The 18,279-nt window shown below is 73.2% G+C and carries 17 protein-coding genes and 1 tRNA gene; 12 read left to right on the forward strand and 6 right to left on the reverse strand.

Annotation, left to right across the window (positions count from 1 at the left end; genetic code table 11):
- The first annotated feature begins 5 nt into the window (after positions 1 to 5).
- The 8 genes from B072_RS42130 (at position 6) to B072_RS0100625 (ending at position 9,790) form a co-directional block, all read left to right on the forward strand.
- On the forward strand, positions 6 to 563 hold the full coding sequence (locus B072_RS42130) for a GNAT family N-acetyltransferase (protein ID WP_018527984.1): 558 nt from the start codon (positions 6 to 8) through the stop codon (positions 561 to 563).
- Positions 563 to 2,026, forward strand: a complete 1,464-nt coding sequence (locus B072_RS0100595) for an ABC transporter substrate-binding protein (RefSeq protein ID WP_018527985.1) — start codon at positions 563 to 565, stop codon at positions 2,024 to 2,026. Before B072_RS42130 ends, B072_RS0100595 begins: the two co-directional genes overlap by 1 nt.
- A complete protein-coding gene (locus tag B072_RS0100600) occupies positions 2,023 to 3,747 on the forward strand; it encodes an ABC transporter permease subunit (RefSeq protein WP_018527986.1) in 1,725 nt (574 codons plus the stop codon). Before B072_RS0100595 ends, B072_RS0100600 begins: the two co-directional genes overlap by 4 nt.
- Positions 3,744 to 5,021: an MFS transporter gene (locus B072_RS42135; protein WP_018527987.1), complete on the forward strand. Its 1,278-nt coding sequence runs from the start codon at positions 3,744 to 3,746 to the stop codon at positions 5,019 to 5,021. The genes B072_RS0100600 and B072_RS42135 overlap by 4 nt, the downstream gene beginning before the upstream one ends.
- Positions 5,022 to 5,032: 11 nt before the next feature.
- Positions 5,033 to 5,437, forward strand: a complete 405-nt coding sequence (locus tag B072_RS0100610; RefSeq protein ID WP_018527988.1) for a PPOX class F420-dependent oxidoreductase — start codon at positions 5,033 to 5,035, stop codon at positions 5,435 to 5,437.
- A gap of 153 nt (positions 5,438 to 5,590) precedes the next feature.
- Positions 5,591 to 6,991: a cysteine--tRNA ligase gene (gene cysS / locus B072_RS0100615; protein WP_018527989.1), complete on the forward strand. Its 1,401-nt coding sequence runs from the start codon at positions 5,591 to 5,593 to the stop codon at positions 6,989 to 6,991.
- 78 nt (positions 6,992 to 7,069) lie between these two features.
- Entirely contained in the window at positions 7,070 to 8,020 is a 951-nt protein-coding gene (gene rlmB, locus B072_RS0100620) for a 23S rRNA (guanosine(2251)-2'-O)-methyltransferase RlmB (protein WP_018527990.1), read from the forward strand.
- Between the two features lie 126 nt (positions 8,021 to 8,146).
- Positions 8,147 to 9,790, forward strand: a complete 1,644-nt coding sequence (locus B072_RS0100625) for a DoxX family protein (RefSeq protein WP_202539324.1) — start codon at positions 8,147 to 8,149, stop codon at positions 9,788 to 9,790.
- Positions 9,791 to 9,871: 81 nt separating this feature from the next.
- On the opposite strand, the gene B072_RS0100630 is transcribed toward B072_RS0100625, so the two are convergent.
- The 3 genes from B072_RS0100630 to B072_RS0100640 form a co-directional block, all read right to left on the reverse strand.
- Positions 9,872 to 10,639, reverse strand: coding sequence for a nucleotidyltransferase family protein (locus tag B072_RS0100630; protein ID WP_018527992.1), 768 nt, complete (start codon positions 10,637 to 10,639; stop codon positions 9,872 to 9,874).
- 57 nt (positions 10,640 to 10,696) lie between these two features.
- Complete coding sequence (locus B072_RS0100635) at positions 10,697 to 11,155, reverse strand: hypothetical protein (RefSeq protein WP_018527993.1); 459 nt, start codon at positions 11,153 to 11,155, stop codon at positions 10,697 to 10,699.
- A 214-nt stretch (positions 11,156 to 11,369) separates the two neighbouring features.
- On the reverse strand, positions 11,370 to 12,509 hold the full coding sequence (locus tag B072_RS0100640) for an ABC transporter ATP-binding protein (protein WP_018527994.1): 1,140 nt from the start codon (positions 12,507 to 12,509) through the stop codon (positions 11,370 to 11,372).
- A 215-nt stretch (positions 12,510 to 12,724) separates the two neighbouring features.
- On the opposite strand from B072_RS0100640, the gene B072_RS0100645 reads away from it, so the two are divergent.
- Positions 12,725 to 12,801: transfer RNA gene (locus B072_RS0100645), tRNA-Thr, on the forward strand.
- A 67-nt stretch (positions 12,802 to 12,868) separates the two neighbouring features.
- Here the strand turns inward: B072_RS0100645 and B072_RS0100650 are convergent.
- A complete protein-coding gene (locus B072_RS0100650; protein ID WP_018527995.1) occupies positions 12,869 to 14,287 on the reverse strand; it encodes an NAD(P)/FAD-dependent oxidoreductase in 1,419 nt (472 codons plus the stop codon).
- A gap of 11 nt (positions 14,288 to 14,298) precedes the next feature.
- Positions 14,299 to 15,000 (reverse strand): rhomboid-like protein, encoded by a 702-nt coding sequence (locus B072_RS0100655; protein WP_018527996.1) that lies wholly within the window; start codon positions 14,998 to 15,000, stop codon positions 14,299 to 14,301.
- On the opposite strand from B072_RS0100655, the gene B072_RS0100660 reads away from it, so the two are divergent.
- A complete protein-coding gene (locus B072_RS0100660; protein WP_063746420.1) occupies positions 14,992 to 15,927 on the forward strand; it encodes an aminoglycoside phosphotransferase family protein in 936 nt (311 codons plus the stop codon). The two genes, B072_RS0100655 and B072_RS0100660, sit on opposite strands and share 9 nt — an antisense overlap.
- 32 nt (positions 15,928 to 15,959) lie before the next feature.
- Positions 15,960 to 16,433 (forward strand): GNAT family N-acetyltransferase, encoded by a 474-nt coding sequence (locus B072_RS0100665; RefSeq protein WP_026245319.1) that lies wholly within the window; start codon positions 15,960 to 15,962, stop codon positions 16,431 to 16,433.
- Positions 16,434 to 16,438: 5 nt separating this feature from the next.
- On the opposite strand, the gene B072_RS0100670 is transcribed toward B072_RS0100665, so the two are convergent.
- Positions 16,439 to 17,446, reverse strand: a complete 1,008-nt coding sequence (locus B072_RS0100670; protein ID WP_018527999.1) for a zinc-binding dehydrogenase — start codon at positions 17,444 to 17,446, stop codon at positions 16,439 to 16,441.
- A gap of 119 nt (positions 17,447 to 17,565) precedes the next feature.
- Here B072_RS0100670 and B072_RS0100675 point away from each other — a divergent pair, with 119 nt between their 5' ends.
- Positions 17,566 to 18,246, forward strand: coding sequence for a pentapeptide repeat-containing protein (locus B072_RS0100675; protein WP_078506236.1), 681 nt, complete (start codon positions 17,566 to 17,568; stop codon positions 18,244 to 18,246).
- The last annotated feature ends 33 nt before the right edge of the window (positions 18,247 to 18,279 follow it).

The raw sequence follows: 18,279 nt of genomic DNA on the forward strand, positions 1-18,279 counted from the left end.
AGGCGATGGGTGACTACGTGATCCGCGTGGCCGGTGACGGCGATGTGGACGGGGCCCGCGCCGTCATGCTGGACACCGTGTACCGCGACCTGAGGTCCGGGTACGTGCCGCGCTGGCACGCCGACATCATCGACCCGGCCGCGCACTACCTGCGGCCCGAGCGCCGCACCCTGCTCGTCGCCGAGCACGTGCCGAGCGGGGAGATCGTCGGCACCGGCGGGGTACGGGACCGCGGGCCCGCCGCGCCGCCCAACCCGCGGTGGGTCGCGGACCGCTTTCCCTCCGGCTCCACGGCCCAGCTGTGCCGGATCTACGTACGTCCCGAGCACCGGCGGCACGGGCTCGCGCGGGCGCTCGTACGGGAGCTGACGGACTTCGTGGCGAGTGTCGGCGGGTACGAGGCGCTCTACCTGCACACCGACCCGGCCGTGCCCGGCGCCGAACCGTTCTGGCGGGCCCTCGCGCAGGAGGTCTGCGACGAGCGCGCGCTGCCCGGCGGCGGCCAGGGCATCATCCACTTCGAACTGCCGATGCCCGCACCGGTCGCCGTGCCCGTCGGCTGATGCGGCGCCGCGGTTTCCTGCTGGCGGCGGCCGGGATCGGGTTCACCGGTGCGTGCGGGTCGTTCACCGGCACCGCGCGCGGCGGCCGGCTCGCCATCGACCTCGCCTTCGCGCCCACCCAGGGCCTGACCCCGTACGGCGACGACGGGCTGCTGCTCAGCAGGCTCGCGGTCGTCGACGGGCTCACCCGGATGGACACCGACGGCGTCATCCACCCGGCGCTGGCCGAGAAGTGGACCCGTACCTCCGCCACCACCTGGGAGTTCACCCTGCGCGCCGCGCGCTTCCAGGACGGCCGTGACGTCACCGCGGCCGCCGTCGTACGGGCGCTGCGCCGGGCGGGGAAGGCCGAGGTGACGCCGCGCGTGCTGAGCGACGTCACGCTGACGGTGGAGGCCGTGGGGGAGCGCGGGGTGCGGATCACGACCGGGGACGCCGATCCGCTGCTGCCCGCGCGGCTCGCGAACCCGTCGCTCGCCGTCTTCTCTCCGCGCGCGTACGGGGCGAACGGGAAGGTCGACCCGGTCGGCACCGCCACCGGCCCGTTCGCGCTGACGAAGCTGAACGGGGCCGTGTCCGCCACGCTCGACCGGTTCGACGGGCACTGGCGGGGCCGGGCCGCCGCCCACGGCCTCGACGTCACCTTCGTCGCCGACAACAACGCCCGCGCCAACGCGCTGCGTTCGGGCCAGATCGAGCTCGCCGAGTTCGTGCCCGCCGCGCAGGCCCTCGTCCTCGGCGACCGGGCGCGGAAGGTCGCCACCGTGCGCACCACGACCCTGTACCTGAACACGCGCGAGGGGCCGCTCGCCGACGCCGGGCTGCGGGCCGCCGTGCGCGCGGGCATCGACACTGCCGCGCTGGCCGGCAGCCTCTACGAGGGATACGCCGAGCACGCCACCGGGCTGCTCGGCCCCGGGTTCGCCTGGGCCGACGGCGCGCGGCTGCCCGTCACCGGACGCGCGCAGGCCACGACGCCGCGCGGGCAGACGCTCACCCTCGCCACGTACACCAACCGGGCCGAGCTGCCCGAGGTCGCCGCCGCGCTCCAGCAGCAGCTGAAGAAGGCCGGGTTCGGGGTGCGGCTCGTGGTGAAGGACTACGCGCGCCTCGAAGCGGGGGCGCTGGACGGTGCGTACGACGCGTTCCTCATGTCCCGGTCGACGGCGCTCGACACCGGCGACCCGGTCTCGTACCTCGCCTCCGACTTCACCAGCGGCGGGAGCTTCAACATCGCGCAGCTCGGTGACGCGCGGGTGGACGCCGCCGTGCGCGACGCGGCCGGCCGGGAGGGCGCCGCGCGGCAGCGGGCCGTGCTCGCCGCCGAGGCCGCGATCCTGCGCACCGACGCCGCCGTGCCGATCGTCCACGAGGAGCATCTGCAGGGCGTCGGCGCCTCAGTGCGCGGGGTCGTGCTCGACCCCTATGAGCGGCAGTTCGTCGGGCTGGAGACGCGCGCGTGAAGCACCTCGGAGTGGCGGTGGGCCGGCTGGCCGCCGTCGGCGGACTGCTCGCGGTCACCGCGCTGCTGCCCTGGCTCACCCGGACCGACCCGGCCCTGACCGTGCTGCACGCGCGGTACGGGGACGCGCCGACGACCCCCGGACAGCTGGCCGAGGTGCGGGACCAGCTCGGCCTCGGCGAGGGCCCGTTCACGTTCCTCGGGCAGTGGCTGCGCGGCCTCGCGCACGGCGACCTCGGCACCTCGTGGGTGACCGGAGCCGAGGTCGCGGCCGACGTGTCCGGCGCCTTCTGGGTGTCCGTGTCGCTGATGGCGTACGCGATGGTCGTCGCCTGTGTCCTGGCGGTGGCGGTCTGTCTGCCCACGCTGCGCCGGGGCCGGGCCGAGGCGCCGAACGGGGTGGTCGCCGGAGTGCTCGCCGCCCTCCCCGAGTTCCTGCTCGCCTCCGTCCTCGCGACGCTGTTCGCCGTGCGCCTCGGCTGGTTCCCGGCGCAGGGCTGGGCCTCGCCCGCCTCCGCCGTGCTGCCCGCGCTCGCCCTCGGCATCCCCGCCGGGGCCGTGCTCGGGCGGCTCGGCCAGGACGCGCTGCCCGCCGCGTTCGCCGAACCCTGGGTGCGCACCGCCCGCGCCCACGGCATGCCGCGCTCGCGCATCGCCGGGCACGCGGTGCGCCGCGCCCTGCCCGCGGTGCTGCCGCAGGCGGGGCTGACCGTGGTCGGGCTCACCGGTGCCGCCGCCGCGGTCGAGGCGGTCTTCGCGATCCCGGGGCTCGGCGGCACGGCGGTGGCCGCCGCCCTGGACCTCGATCTGCCGCTGTTGCAGGGCTGCCTGCTCGTGCTGCTCGCGCTCGGCGTCGTCGCGGCCGTCGCCGTCGGCCTCGTACGGCGACGGCTCCTCGGGCCCGCACTGGGCGCGGGCGCGCTGCCGGGAGCCGCGCCGGTGCGCGGGGGCGGCCGGGCGTCCGCGTACGCCGCGCTGCTCCTGGCCGTCGTGCTGCTCGCGGTGCTCGGGTGGGGCCTGACCCGCGACCCCCTCCAGGTCGACCTGACCGCACGGCTCGTGCCGCCGTCCGCCGCCCACCCGTTCGGCACCGACGCGCTCGGTCGCGACGTGCTGGCCCGGCTCGGGCACGGGGCGCTGCGCACGCTCGCGGTGGCGGCGGCCGTGTGCGCCGCCTCGTTCGTCATCGGCGTGGCGCTCGGCCTCACCCGCTGGGCCAAGGGCCCGACCGAGGTCGCCAACGCGCTGCCCGCGATCCTCGCCGGGCTGCTGACCGCCGGCCTGTTCGGGGCGGGCCAGGCCGGGGCGGCCGTCGCCGTCGCCGCGGTCGGCTGGGCACCGCTCGCCGCGCACACCGCGGCCCTGGCCGAGACGGAACGGGCCTCGGGACACGTCGAGGCCGCGCTCGCGCAAGGCGCCGGGCGATGGCACGTCCTGCGGCGCCACGTGCTGAGCGGCGTCCTCCCGCCGGTGGCCCGGCACGCGGCACTGCGCCTCGCCCCGACGACCCTGGCGCTGGCCTCGCTGAGCTTCCTGGGCCTGGGCACCCAGCCGCCCACGCCCGACTGGGGCCGCCTCCTGATGGAGAACCTGCCGTACGCGGAGCGGGCCCCGTGGTCGGTGCTGGCCCCGGCGGCGGCTTTGGCATGCGTGGGGGCGATGGTGGCGCTGACGTCGGGAGGCATGAAGGGGCGCGGGGCCCCTGCGGCGAGCAGGCGATGAAACAGGCCCGCACCGAAAAGCTCCGCATCACCAAACTCCCGCCCTACCTGCGGATGCTCACCGCCACCCAACTCGCCTTCAACATCGGCTTCTACGCGGTCCTGCCCTACCTGGCCACCCACCTCTCCGACGGCATCGGCCTGGCCGGCTGGGCGGTGGGCCTGGTCCTCGGCCTGCGCACCTTCAGCCAGCAGGGCCTCTTCGTCGTCGGCGGCGCGCTCACCGACCGCTTCGGCCCGCGCCCGGTGGTCCTCGCGGGCTGCGCCCTGCGCATCGCCGGGTTCGCCTGGCTCGCGTTCGCCACGACGACGGCCACCGTCGTCGGCGCCGTGCTCCTCGTCGGGTTCGCCGCCGCGCTCTTCTCCCCGGCGGTCGAGTCCGAGACCGCCCGCGAGGCCGTACGCCACGAACGCGCCACCGGCATCCCGCGCGCCCAGGTCCTCGGCGTCTTCTCGGCGGCCGGGCAGGCGGGCGCGTTCCTCGGGCCGCTGCTCGGCACGGCCCTGCTGTTCGTGAGCTTCCGGGCGGCCTGCCTGGCGGGCGTGGCCGTCTTCGCCGGGGTGCTGGCCGGGCACGCCCGCTTCATGCCGCGCCGGGAGCGGGTGGCGGTACGGAGCATCGAGGGCGGCGGCGCGGTGCTGGCCGAGCCGCGCTTCCTCGCCCTGTGCCTCGCCTACAGCGGCTACCTCGTCGCGTACAACCAGCTCTATCTCGCGCTGCCCGTCGAACTGGCCCGCACCACCGGCTCGCAGGACGCCGTCGGCCCGCTCTTCGCGCTGTCCTCGCTGCTCGTCGTCCTCGTCCAGCTGCCGGTGACGCGCTGGTCGGCGGGCCGCCTCGCGCCGCGCACCGCGCTGAGCACCGGGCTCGTCCTGGTCGCCGGGGGCTTCGCGGTGGTCGCGGCCACCGTCGCGTACGTGCCGCGCGACACCGGCTACGCGCTGCTGCCCGCCTGCGCCCTCGTCGTGCTGCTCACCCTCGGCCAGATGCTCCTGGTGCCGGCCGCCCGCGGCCTCGTCCCCGACCTCGTCGACGAACACCGGCTCGGCCTGGCCACCGGCGCCCTCTCCTCCGTCTCCGGGCTCGCCGTCCTCGCGGGGAGCGCCGCCACGGGCGCCCTCCTCGACCTGCCCGCGCCCGCGCTGTGGACGGTGCTCGCCGCGGTGCCGCTGCTGGCGGCCGGTCTCGCGCGCTGTGTGACACCCGTGCGAAATACCGCGCCCGTCGGGTGCGCTCCCGCAGGATCGGGTACGCGCCAGACGTCCCCCGAGTAAGGAGTGCAGCCATGTCCGCCCACCTCTCCGACGAACTCAAGGCCCTGCTCGACACCCCGGTCTTCATCAGCGTCGCCACCATCCAGCCCGACGGGAGCCCGCAGGTGTCCCCGGTGTGGGTGAAGCGGGACGGCGACGACGTCCTCTTCTCCACGACCGTCGGACGGCGCAAGGAGAAGAACCTGCGGCGCGACCCGCGCGTGACGGTTCTGCTGCAGCCGTTCGACGCCCCGTACTCGTACGCCGAGATCCGCGGCACCGCCGAGCTGACCGCCGAGGGCGGGCAGGAGCTCATCGACGAGCTGTCGGTGAAGTACACCGGGAAGAAGTACGCGGAGTTCAACCCGTCGTCGGCGGACGACGCGGAGCGCGTTGTCGTGCGGGTCCGTGCCCGGAAGGTCGTCGGGCGGATCTGAGGATTGTGGGGGTTCGCGTCCTTTTGTTCCGCCTTGCGCCCCCGGGCCCCCATCGGTCTCGTCGTCGGCCGACCGCCGGTGGGGGCTTGTCGCGCAGTTCCCCGCGCCCCTGAAGGGGCACTCGCATCCCCTCGGGGCTACTACCCTGGACGCGTGACTATTCGCCTGTACGACACCAGCGCCCGGCAGATCCGTGACTTCTCCCCGCTCACACCGGGCTGCGTCTCGATCTACCTGTGTGGCGCTACCGTCCAGGCGGCCCCGCACATCGGGCACATCCGGTCGGGGCTCAACTTCGACATCATGCGCCGCTGGTTCACGTACCGCGGCTACGACGTGACGTTCGTGCGGAACGTGACGGACATCGACGACAAGATCATCGCGAAGGCGGCCGAGCAGAACCGGCCGTGGTGGTCGATCGGGTACGAGAACGAGCGGGCGTTCAACGACGCCTACGCCGCGCTCGGCTGCCTGCCGCCCAGCTACGAGCCGCGGGCCACCGGACACGTCACCGAGATGGTCGAGATGATGCGCGGCCTCATCGAGCGCGGTCACGCCTACGAGGCAGACGGCAGCGTCTACTTCGACGTGCGCTCCTTCCCGGGCTACCTGGAGCTGTCCAACCAGGAGCTCGACGGGCTGCGCCAGCCGCCCGAGGAGGGCGTCACCGGCAAGCGCGACCCGCGCGACTTCGCCATGTGGAAGGCGACCAAGCCGGGCGAGCCCAGCTGGGAGACGCCGTGGGGCCGCGGCCGTCCGGGCTGGCACCTGGAGTGCTCCGCGATGGCCCACAAGTACCTGGGCTCCGCCTTCGACATCCACGGCGGCGGCATCGACCTGATCTTCCCGCACCACGAGAACGAGATCGCCCAGGCCAAGGCCTTCGGCGACGAGTTCGCCAAGTACTGGGTGCACAACTCCTGGGTCACCATGTCCGGCGAGAAGATGTCCAAGTCGCTGGGCAACTCGGTCCTCGTCTCCGAGATGGTCAAGAACTGGCGCCCGATCGTCCTGCGGTACTACCTGGGCACCCCGCACTACCGCTCCACCATCGAGTACAGCGAGGACGCGCTGCGCGAGGCCGAGTCCGCGTTCGCGCGGATCGAGGGCTTCATCCAGCGCGTCGGCGAGCTGGCCGGGGGCACCGTCGCCCCGGCCGACGAGGTGCCGCCCGCCTTCGCCGAGGCGATGGACGACGACCTGGGCGTGCCGCAGGCGCTCGCCATCGTGCACACCGCCGTGCGCCAGGGGAACTCCGCCCTCGCCGCCGACGACAAGGAAGCCGCCGTCGCCCGCCTCGCCGAGGTGCGCGCCATGCTGGGCGTCCTCGGCCTCGACCCGCTCGACGAGCAGTGGGCCGGCGCCGACGACCAGGGCGAGGACCTGCACGGCGTCGTCGACAGCCTCGTACGGCTCGTGCTCGACCAGCGCGAGGCGGCCCGCTCCCGCAAGGACTGGGCCACCGCCGACGCCATCCGCGACCAGCTCGGCCAGTCCGGGCTCGTCATCGAGGACAGCCCGAGCGGACCGCGCTGGAGCATCGGTCCCCGCTGAGCCCCGAATGTGCCGCCCGGCCCGTCGGGCGGCACACTTCATAGACGTACACACATTCACGTAAGAGACAGGTAGGTCATGGCCGCCAACAACAACCGCCGCATGTCCGGCAAGAAGGGCGCGCAGGTCGGCAGTGGCGGCCAGCGGCGCAAGGGCCTGGAGGGCAAGGGCCCGACCCCGCCCGCCGAGATGCGCAAGAAGCACAAGAAGAACCGCATCGCCACGGCCCAGGCCAAGCGCGCCCAGGGCCGCCCCACCAGCCGCACCGGCGGCCCGCGCGGCAAGTCGACCTCCGAGATGGTCGTCGGCCGCAACCCGGTCGTCGAGGCGCTGCGCGAGGGCGTGCCCGCGAGCACGCTCTACGTCCAGCAGTTCATCGACAACGACGAGCGCGTGCGCGAGGCGCTGCAGCTCGCCGGTGAGCGCGGCGGCATCCACCTCATGGAGGCCCCGCGCCCCGAGCTGGACCGCATGACCAACGGGCTCAACCACCAGGGCCTCGTCCTCCAGGTCCCGCCGTACGAGTACGCGCACCCCGAGGACCTGGTCGCCGCCGCCTTCGACGAGGGCCAGGACCCGCTGATCGTCGCGCTCGACGGGGTCACCGACCCGCGCAACCTCGGCGCGGTCGTCCGCTCCGTCTCCGCGTTCGGCGGCCACGGTGTCGTCGTGCCCGAGCGGCGCGCGGCCGGCATGACCGCCGGTGCGTGGAAGACGTCGGCGGGCGCCGCCGCCCGGACGCCCGTCGCCCGCGCCACGAACCTGACCCGCACTCTGGAGCAGTACAAGAAGGCCGGCCTCGCCATCGTCGGGCTCGCCGCCGACGGTGAGCACACGGTCGCGGATCTCAAGGCGCTCGAGGGCCCCGTCGTCATCGTGGTCGGCAGCGAGGGCAAGGGCCTGTCCCGGCTCGTCGGCGAGACCTGTGACTACCGGGTACGGATCCCGATGCCGGGCGGCGCGGAGTCGCTGAACGCCGGTGTCGCCGCGGGCGTCGTCCTCTACGAGGCGGCTCGGCGCCGGGGCTGATCCCGGGTCCGTCCCGCGCCCCTGAGATGAGCTCCGCTCGCTCAGGGGCGCCGGAGACGACCTTGACGGGGCCCGGACATTTTGGCGCAGTCAAGGCAGTGTCCTAAACACACATCACTCGGTTAGATGAGTGTGGACACCAGAACGCCCCGCACACCCTCGGGGGACCGCTCGTCGGGATTCGACGACGGCCCCGCGCTGAGCATGGTGAAGGTTCCGTGCGACCCGGCGCAGGTCATCGTCAACCACGCGAGTTTCCGCGTGCAGCTCCCCACGGCGCAGAAGACGCAACTCCCGCGCATCGCCCGGCACTTGAGCGCCGTCGACGCGGCCACCACACGCATTCCCGTGATCACCGCCGCCGGTACGCCGGGCGCCCGGCGACGCCCCGTCGTCATGAGCGGCGCCGATTTCGCCGCCGGCGGCCTGCTGCAGGGCGCGCGACGTCCCGGCGAGGCCGAGGACGCCGGTGCCACGCAGGTCATCCCGCGCATCGCCGAGGACCTCGACCTGTGCGCGGGCGAGCCGACGCAGGAGACGCCCGTCGTCATCGAGCCCCGGCAGGGCGGCGACGCGGCCGGCACCCGGATCCTGCCCCAGATGCGGCAGTCCGGAAGCGCCTTCGAGGAGACCGGCGAGCTCGGCCAACTCTCCTACGGCGACGACGAGTTCGACGACCGCGACGACGAGAGCGCGAACGAGAGCACCGCCGCCCGCCGCTACGGGCCCGTCCGGCACGCCTATTACCCCGGGCGCCGGATGAACCTCGGCGTGGTGCTGCTCCCGCTGCGCGTCTTCCTCGGCTTCATCTCGATCTACGCGGGCATGGGCAAGCTCTGCGACCCCGTCTACTTCGACGGCGGCGAGCGCGGCTCCATGGTCAAGTGGCTGAATTCGCTGCACCCTTGGGCGCTCGCGGAACCGATGCGGGACTGGGCGCTGCAGCATCCGGTCGGCGCCGGGCTCGCCATCGCCTTCTTCCAGGTCGTCGTCGGCGTGCTGACGGTGCTCGGACTGTGGCAGCGGATCGCCGCCGCGGTCGGCGCGCTCCTGTCGGCCGCGATCCTTGTCACCGTGAGCTGGAAGACCGTCCCCGCCTACGACGCGCCGGACATCATCTACCTCGCCGCCTGGTCGCCGCTGATCATCGCCGGCGCCCCCGTGTACTCGGTCGACGGGCGCCTCGCGTCCCGTGCCTGGCGGCGGCTCGGCCCGCGCGCCGCGCTGTGGGAGCTGCGCCGCTACGTGCTGCGCCGCGGCACCGTCGTCGCGACCGTCGTCATCGGCATCACCCTGCTCACCGGTTCGCTGCTCGGCGGCGCCGTGCGCGACGCCGACCGGGTCACCGCCCCGGGCCCCGGCGACGCCCCGCGCAACGAACAGCCCGGCTCCCCGCTCCCCTCCGAGCCCGGCAGCACGCACAAGGAGGAGCGCCGCTCGTCGAGCCCGGCGGCCTCCAACTCGCCGACGCAGGGCACCACGTCGAGCCCGCCCGGTTCTTCGCCGGACGCCGTCCGCGAGAGCGGCAGCGCCAGCGGTACGACGTCCACGCCGACGCAGGGCGCCACCGCGGGCCAGGCCCCGCCGCAGCAGCAGACGACCCCGCAGCAGCCGCCGTCCAGCACGGGCGGGGCGCCCACCACGGGCGGCACGTCCAGCGGCGGCACCTCCTCCGGTGGTACGTCGAACGGCGGCGCCTCCTCCGGCGGGTCCTCCGGTGGGTCCGACCCCGGCCGCAAGCCCGGCCTCGTGGGCGGCATTCTCGGCTGACCGTTCTCCTTCCCGCGCTACGTCGATGGGGCCCCGCACGATGCACGTGCGGGGCCCCATCGACGTAGCGCGGGAAGAACCTCAACGGCCTTGTGCGGCAAGCTCCTTCGCGGCCTCCGTGAGGTCCTTCGCCGTGTCGATCGCCCGCCAGTACGCGCCCTGCGGCAGCGGGAAGCCGGCCAGGCGCTTGGCGCGGGCCAGGCGCGGGAACGTGGTGCGCTCGTGGTCGCCGGTGCTCGGCAGCAGCGAGGCGAACTCGGGGGAGAAGACGTAGACGCCCGCGTTGATCAGGTACGGGGACGGCGGGGCCTCGATGAAGTCGGTGATGTGGCCGAACGCGTTGGTCTCGACGGCGCCCCACGGGATGCGCGGGCGGGCCAGCGCCAGCGTCGCGGTGGCTTCCCGCTCGTGGTGGAAGTCGGCCATCTCGCGCAGCGAGAACCGGGTCCAGATGTCGCCGTTCGTCGCGTACCAGGGCTGGTCGGCGTGCGGCAGGTGCGCCGCCGCGTACTTCAGGCCGCCGCCGCGGCCGAGCGGCTCCGTCTCCACGACCGTCTTGACCCGCAGGGGCAGATCGGCCTGCGCCAGCCACTCCTCCAGGACCTCGGCGAGATGCCCGCAGGAGACGACGGCGTCGGTCACGCCCTCCTCGGCGAGCCAGGCCAGCTGATGCCCGATGATCGGCGTGCCCGTGCCCGGGATCTCCACCATCGGCTTGGGTCGGTCGTCGGTGTACGGGCGCAGGCGCGAGCCCTGGCCGCCCGCCAGGACGACGGCCTGCGTGGGCCGGTGGTTCCCGCCCTGGGGATACGAGTGCGGGCCGTGCGCGGAGGGTTCAGCGGTCGTCATGACCGGAACCCTACGTGCGCACGGCCCGCGGAGTGATTGCGGACGCGGTCCGGGAGGTCAGCCCCGGAAGCCGGCCACGCCGGAGGCGAAGGAGGTGTCGCAGACCGGGCGCGAGTACGACTGCGCGCGCGCCGGGCCGTAGGCCTGCACCGCGGCGCGGCCCAGGGACTTGGCGATGGTCATGCAGTACTTCGCGAGCGAGGGCCTGCGGTCGACCTCCTGCTGGAGATGGGTGAGCGCCACACCCGGGTTCTTCTCCTGCAGTTCGAGCAGGAGCCGGTCGCGCAGGACGTCCTGGGGGGCGCGCGACTTCGCGCGTGCGGAGACGTCCTGTGAGGAAGCTGTGAGGACGGAGTCCGACGAGCCTCCCGACCAGTTGACTCGGGTGACCGCGAGCGTCCCGGAGAGCACCAGCATCACCGGCAGGACGAACGCGAGCGTGCGGGCGGCTCGGCGGGCGGGGCCCCGGCCCCGGGCACGGCGCGGCTTCTGGGTGTAGGTAGCGGAGTGCGTCACGCGAGTGAGCGTAGCGGGCGGTGATGATTTGGCGACATTCAGTCACTCGACCGAGGGACGGGCGAGTTGGTTTTGATGATGAGGTGTTGACGCAGAGGGGCTAAATGTCTTATTTGCCGGGGTATTTGTCGACAACGTGGCCGTACGCGCGGAAGGCCCCGCACCGAAGTGCGGGGCCTTCCTGATGTCGTGCGGTGTCGCGTCGCGCGGCGCGTCAGTCGGTGAGGCGCTCGCCCGTGGAGGTCGAGAACACGTGGGTCTCGCCCGGACGCGGGACGACGTGCAGCTGGGCGCCCTTCTCCGGGATCTGGCGGCCGTTGACACGGACGACCAGGTCCTTGCTCTCGCCGTTGACCTGCGCGGTGCCGTAGACGAAGCCGTCGGCGCCGAGCTCCTCGACCACGTTCACGGAGACCGCGAGGCCCGCCGGGGCGTCGCTGGAGTCCTTGGTGAGGGACTTGGCGGCCTCGCCGCCGCCGAGCTCGACGATGTCGAAGTGCTCCGGACGGACACCGACGGTGACCGTGGTGTCGCCCTTGTCCGAGGCGGCCTTGAGGGCCTCACGGTTGACCGGGACGACCGAGTTGCCGAACTTCACGCCGCCGTCGGTGATCGGGACCTCGACCAGGTTCATGGCCGGGGAGCCGATGAAGCCGGCGACGAAGAGGTTGGCCGGGCGGTCGTACATGTTGCGCGGCGAGTCGACCTGCTGGAGCAGACCGTCCTTGAGGACCGCCACGCGGTCGCCCATCGTCATGGCCTCGACCTGGTCGTGGGTGACGTAGACGGTGGTGATGCCGAGGCGGCGCTGCAGCGAGGCGATCTGCGTACGCGTGGAGACACGGAGCTTGGCGTCGAGGTTCGACAGCGGCTCGTCCATGAGGAAGACCTGGGGCTCACGCACGATGGCGCGGCCCATGGCGACACGCTGGCGCTGACCACCGGAGAGGGCCTTCGGCTTGCGGTCCAGGTACTCGGTGAGGTCGAGGATCTTCGCGGCCTCTTCGACCTTCTGCCGGATCTCCGCCTTGTTCACGCCGGCGATCTTGAGCGCGAAGCCCATGTTGTCGGCGACGGACATGTGCGGGTAGAGCGCGTAGTTCTGGAACACCATGGCGATGTCCCGGTCCTTGGGCGGCAGGTGCGTGACGTCGCGGTCGCCGATGCGGATCGCTCCGCCGTTGACGTCCTCGAGGCCCGCGAGCATGCGCAGGGAGGTCGACTTGCCGCAGCCGGACGGGCCGACGAGGACGAGGAACTCGCCGTCCTCGATCTCGATGTCCAGGCCGTCGACGGCGGGCTTGGTGGAACCCGGGTAGACGCGGGTCGCCTTGTCGAACGTGACAGAAGCCATGGCTGTGAAGCCCCCTTCACCGGCAGGAACGTGCCGGACGATCCGTTGTAAAGCGGGTGAGCCACTGCGGCTGATTGCCGCACTGGTGTAGTCCACGCGGGTGAACTGATCGGACCGTACCTGGCGAGTGCCGGGTCTGTCAGTAGGTCCGGGCCTGTGAGATTCGTCGAAATTTTCGAGGGCGCGGCGCCGGGGTTGGTTACACTGCTCGGGCTGCCTCCTTAGCTCAGATGGCCAGAGCAACGCACTTGTAATGCGTAGGTCGTCGGTTCGAATCCGACAGGGGGCTCCAGTGCGCAACGGCTCCCCGGGTGATCCCGGGGAGCCGTTTTCCGTGCGGGCGCGGCGCGGGCCCGGTGTCAGTGGCGGCCCGCCACCTTGTCCGCCGCCTTCGCCAGGCGGGAGGAGTCCGCGGTGTGGGTGGTCAGCTCGCGGCGGTCGGCCGCGTAGTAGGTGGCGTACATGCCGTGCACGCCGAGCCAGCGGAAGGGCTCCGGCTCCCACTTGCGGACCTTGTGGTTGACCCAGGGCAGGGCGGTGAGGTCCGTGCCGCCCGCCTGACCGGAGTCCTGCTGGACCAGGTCGCGCAGGGTGCGGGCGGCCAGGTTCGCCGTGGCCACCCCGGAGCCGACGTAGCCGCCGGCCCAGCCGAGGCCCGTCGAGCGGTCCAGGGTCACCGTGGCGCACCAGTCGCGCGGGACGCCGAGGACGCCGGACCAGGCGTGGTCGATGCCCACTCCGGCGAGCTGCGGGAAGAAGCGGGTCAGGATCGCGGTGAGGGCCTCGATCGTCTGGGGCTGCGTGCGGCCGTCGTTGTCCGTCTTCGACGCGTAGCGGTACGGGTAACCGCGGCCGCCGAGCGCGATGCGGCCGTCCGCGGTGCGCTGCGCGTACATGTAGGCGTGGGCCATGTCGCCGAGCGTCTCGCGGCCCTCCCAGCCGATCGACTCCCACTGCTCGTCGGTCAGCGGCTCCGTCGCGATCATCGAGGAGTTCATCGGGAGCCAGGTGCGGCGCTGCCCCTTCAGGGAGGCCGTGAAGCCCTCCGTGCAGCGCAGTACGTACGGCGCGCGGACCGTGCCGTAGGGGGTGACCGCGTGCTTCGGCTTGATCTCGGTGACCGGCGTCGACTCGTGGATCGTGACGCCGAGGGCCTCGACCGCCTTCGCCAGCCCCTTGACCAGCTTCACCGGGTGCAGCCGCGCGCCGTGCGGGGTCCACGTCGAGCCGACCGCGCCCGCGACCCGGACGCGCTCCGCCGTCTCGCGGGCGCCGTGCAGGGTGCGGTCCTTCTCGCCGTACGTCAGCTCCGCCTCATGGAACGCCTTCAGGCGGGCCAACTGGGCCGGGGTGTACGCGACTTCGAGGACGCCGCCCTGGTGGATGTCCGCGTCGATCGACTCGGCGCGGGCCACGTCGACGACCTCGGTGACCGTCGCGTTCATCGCCTGCTGGAGGCGGACCGCCGCCTCGTGCCCGTGCAGCTTGGCGTAGCGGTCGCGGCCCGCGATGCCGTTGTAGAGCCAGCCGCCGTTGCGGCCCGAGGCGCCGTAACCGCAGAACTTCTGCTCCAGGACCGTGATGCGCAGGAACGGCGCGGCCTTCTTCAGGTAGTACGCCGTCCACAGGCCCGTGTACCCGCCGCCGACGATCACCACGTCGGCGCTCGCGTCACCGGGAAGGGGTTCGCGGACGTCGGGGAGGCCGACGTCCTGACTCGGGGCGTACCAGAACGATATGCCGCCGTTGACGGTGCTCACGCTGTTGACGCTGCTCATGCGGCGGGACGCTATCGCATGGCCGAGTCCGGCTTCTCGGCGCTGCGGGAGTTGCGTGCGCGCAGGGTGTCCAGGGGGTTCCAGCCGGGGCCGGGCCGGTCGCGGGTGACCGGGTAGCAGGCCAGGCCGATCAGGACCGAGGTGAAGTGGCCCAGGTCGGTGAAGGTGCGGCTGGTGACCAGCGGGGCTCCGTAGACGACCAGGACCCCGGCCAGGTAGCCGAAGCGCCACGGGCGCGCGATGCGGTAGGTGAGGACGGCGACGACGCCCGCCAGTGCGTAACTCACGCCCACGTCCAGGGTGTTGACCATGGACACGGGCGCGTGGCCGTGCCGGATCGCCCACAGCAGGGCGCCCTCGCTGATGTAGGTGGCGCCGATGTGCGCGGTGCCGAGGACGAGCAGCCAGCGCCCGGTGCCCAGCCAGCGCTCCGCGGGCGCGTGGAAGAGCGTGTAGAGGACCGCGTACGGAAGCCAGCGGCCCCCGTCGATCCACAGCGCGCTCTGCACGAGGACCCGGAAGGGGTGCGTCGAGAGCGCGTGGATGTTGGTGGAGCGGTCGCCGAGGAAGGCGTCGAGGGTGTCCGGGGCCATCTGGCGCATCACGATCGTGGTGACGAGGAGGATCGCCAGCCAGATGTACGTGCCGGGGGCGCTGCGGATCCATCCCCGTACGGCCCGTGCGGCCCGTGCTGCTCGGGAAAAATGGTGCATGGTCGATTCAGGCACGTCGGTAGGGTCGGGCACGTGATCGACATTCCGGACGGCTTGGTGGAGAACCAGTACACGTACGCGGGGGAGGCCGGCCGTGCGTTCGTCGCGGGGCTGCCCCTCCTGGTCGAGGAGTACGTCGAGCGGTGGGGCCTGACGGTCGACGGCGCCCCGATGCACGGCATGGCGGCGCTGGTGCTGCCCGTGGTGCGGCGGGCGGACGGGGTGCGGGCCGCGGTGAAGTTCCAGGTCCTCGACGAGGAGACCGAGGGCGAGCCGGTCGCGCTGCGGGTGTGGGGCGGCGACGGCGCGGTGCGGCTGCTCGACCATGACGCCGCCACCGGGACCATGCTGCTCGAACGGCTCGACTCCGGGCGGATGTTGAGCTCCGTGGAGGACTCGCGGAAGGCGGTGCTCGTCATCGCAGAGCTGCTCGCGCGGCTCACGTCCCGGCCCGCGCCGGACGGCATGCGGCGGCTGTCGGACATCGCCGCGCGGATGATCGCCGAGGTGCCCGGGGCGCTGGGGGAGATCGCCGATCCGCAGCAGCGGGGGATCGTCGCGGACTGCGCGGCGGCGCTGCGGGAGGTCGCGGCGGACGGCGCCGGGGACCGGCTGCTCCACTGGGACCTGCACTTCGAGAACGTGCTGGCGGCGGTCGACGGCCGCGAACCGTGGCTCGCCATCGACCCGAAGCCGCTCGCCGGCGACCCGGGGTTCGATCTGTGGCCCGCGCTCGACAACCGCTTCGAGCCGCAGGACGTGGTGTGGCGGTTCGAGGCGATGGCGGACGTGCTGGGCCTCGACCGGGAGCGGGCCCGGGGGTGGACGCTCGGGCGGCTGGTGCAGAACGCGCTGTGGGACGTCGAGGACGGGCGGGCGCTGAGCCCCGACCACCTGGAGACCGCGCGGCGGTTGCTGGGCAGGTGAGGCGGGGCGGACCGGGTGGTTAGCCTGACGCCATGATTCGTAGTGCTGTCCCCGCCGACGTGCCCGTCATCCACGCCATGGTCCGTGAGCTCGCCGCGTACGAGAAGGCCCTGGACGAGGCCAGGGCCTCCGAGGAGCAGTTGCGCGAGGCCCTGTTCGGGGAGCGGCCCGCCGCCTTCGCGCACATCGCCGAGGACGACGCGAGCGGCGAGGTGGTCGGGTTCGCGCTCTGGTTCCTGAACTTCTCCACCTGGCGCGGGGTGCACGGGATCTACCTGGAGGACCTGTACGTACGTCCCGAGGCGCGGGGCGGCGGGCACGGGAAGGCGCTGCTCACCGAGCTCGCGCGGATCTGCGTGGAGCGGGGCTACGAGCGTCTTGAGTGGTCGGTGCTGAACTGGAACGAGCCGTCGATCAACTTCTACCGGGCGCTCGGGGCGCGGCCGCAGGACGAGTGGACCGTGTACCGGCTGACCGACGAGGCCCTCGACAAGCTGGGTGGGTAGGGGAGTTACGGCTCCAGGACCACCTTGCCCGTCGTTCCGCGCGTCTCCAGCGCCCGGTGGGCCGCGGCCGCCTCGGCGAGGGGGAAGCGGTCGACCGACGGGGTCAGGACGCCGCGTGCGGCCAGGTCGAGGGCGGCGAGTTCGAGGGTGCGGACGGGGTTGTCGCCGCCGGCCCGCCGCATCATCTCGGGGCCCAGGGTCTGCACCTGGGTGATGCCGCGGCGGGCGCTCTCCGCCTCGTCGAGGAGGAGCGGTCCCGTGTCGTCGCCGATGCCCTGCGCGGACCAGCCGAAGATCAGGTGCTGTCCGCCGGGGCCGAGCAGGTCGAGCGCGGCGGCCGTGGTGGCGCCGCCGACGCCGTCGAGGAAGACCGTGGCCCGCCGGTCGCCGAGGAACTCCCTTGCACGGGAGGGCCATTCGGGGGCGTTGTAGTCGAGGGCGAGGTCCGCGCCGTTCGCCTCGACGAGCCGGGTCTTGCGCGCGCCGCCGGCCAGGCCGACGACGGTGCCGCCCGCGTGCTTCACGTACTGCACGAGGAGCGTGCCGATGCCGCCCGCCGCGGCCGGGACGAGGGCGACCGTGTCGGGGGTGACGGCGGTGAAGTTCAGGATGCCGAGCGCGGTGCGGCCGGTGCCGATCACGGCGACCGCCTGCGCCGCGTCGAGGCGGGCCGGGATCTCGTGGAGGCGGGACGCGTCGGTGACGGCGAGTTCGGCGTAGCCGCCGGGGGCGAACCCCAGGTGGGCGACGACCCGCTTGCCGAGCCAGGAGGGGTCGGTGTCCGCGCCGAGCGACTCCACGGTGCCGGCGACCTCGCGGCCCGGGACGGTGGGGAGTTCGGGCAGGCGCGGGGCCGGGCCCGGGACGCCCTGGCGGATCGCGGTGTCCAGCAGGTGCACGCCCGCGGCCTCGACCGCGATGCGGACCTGGCCGGGGCCCGGCTCCGGGTCCTCCACCTTCTCGTACGTGAGGTGCTCGGCCGGGCCGAAGGAGTGCAGGCGGATGGCGTGCATGGGGCGCTCCTGACAGGGGTTCGCGTGCCGGGACGCCAGTCTTCGACCTCAAGCGTGGTTGAGGTCAAGGCGGCGGGGGTGTGCGGTGATTGTCAGTGGGGGCGTGCAGCATGGGGGGCATGGCAGCGGACAGGCGTGGTGCGGCGGCGAAGGTGAAGAGGGCGCGGCGGCCGGAGGTGCGGCTGCCTCCGCTCGTGCCGTGGCAGGGCGCGGGTCTGGAGCCCGACGGGGATTACGACGGGGTGGAGTTCCGGGGCGCGGACTTCGCCGGGCAGGAGGGGATCGGGGCGCGGTTCATGGACTGTGCCGTCGAGGCGTGCGGGTTCGACGGGGCGGGGCTCGCGCGGGCCCGGATCCTGGACTCGACGCTGACCGGGGTGCGGGGGGTCGGCACGGACCTGGCGGAGGCGACGCTGCGGGACGTGGAGGTGGTGGACGCGCGGCTCGGCGGGGTGCAGCTGCACGGGTCCGTCCTGGAGAGGGTGGTGATCCGCGGCGGCAAGATCGACTACCTGAACCTGCGCAAGGCCCGGCTCAAGGACGTGGTCTTCGAGGGCTGCGTACTGGTGGAGCCGGACTTCGGGGGAGCGAGGCTGGAGCGGGTCGAGTTCCCGGGCTGCGTGCTGAAGGGGGCCGATCTGACGGGCGCGACGCTGGTGGACGTCGACCTGCGGGAGGCGGCCGAGCTGCACATCGCGCGGGGCGTCGACCGGCTGGGCGGCGCGGTCGTCTCGCCGGGCCAACTCTTCGATCTGGCGGGGGCGTTCGCGGCGCATCTGGGGGTGCGGGTGGAGGGCTAGGTCGTGTCCGTGAAGTCCCTCCGTCCACCCGGA

This window comes from Streptomyces sp. HmicA12 (assembly GCF_000373565.1).
Taxonomy (GTDB): Bacteria; Actinomycetota; Actinomycetes; order Streptomycetales; family Streptomycetaceae; genus Streptomyces.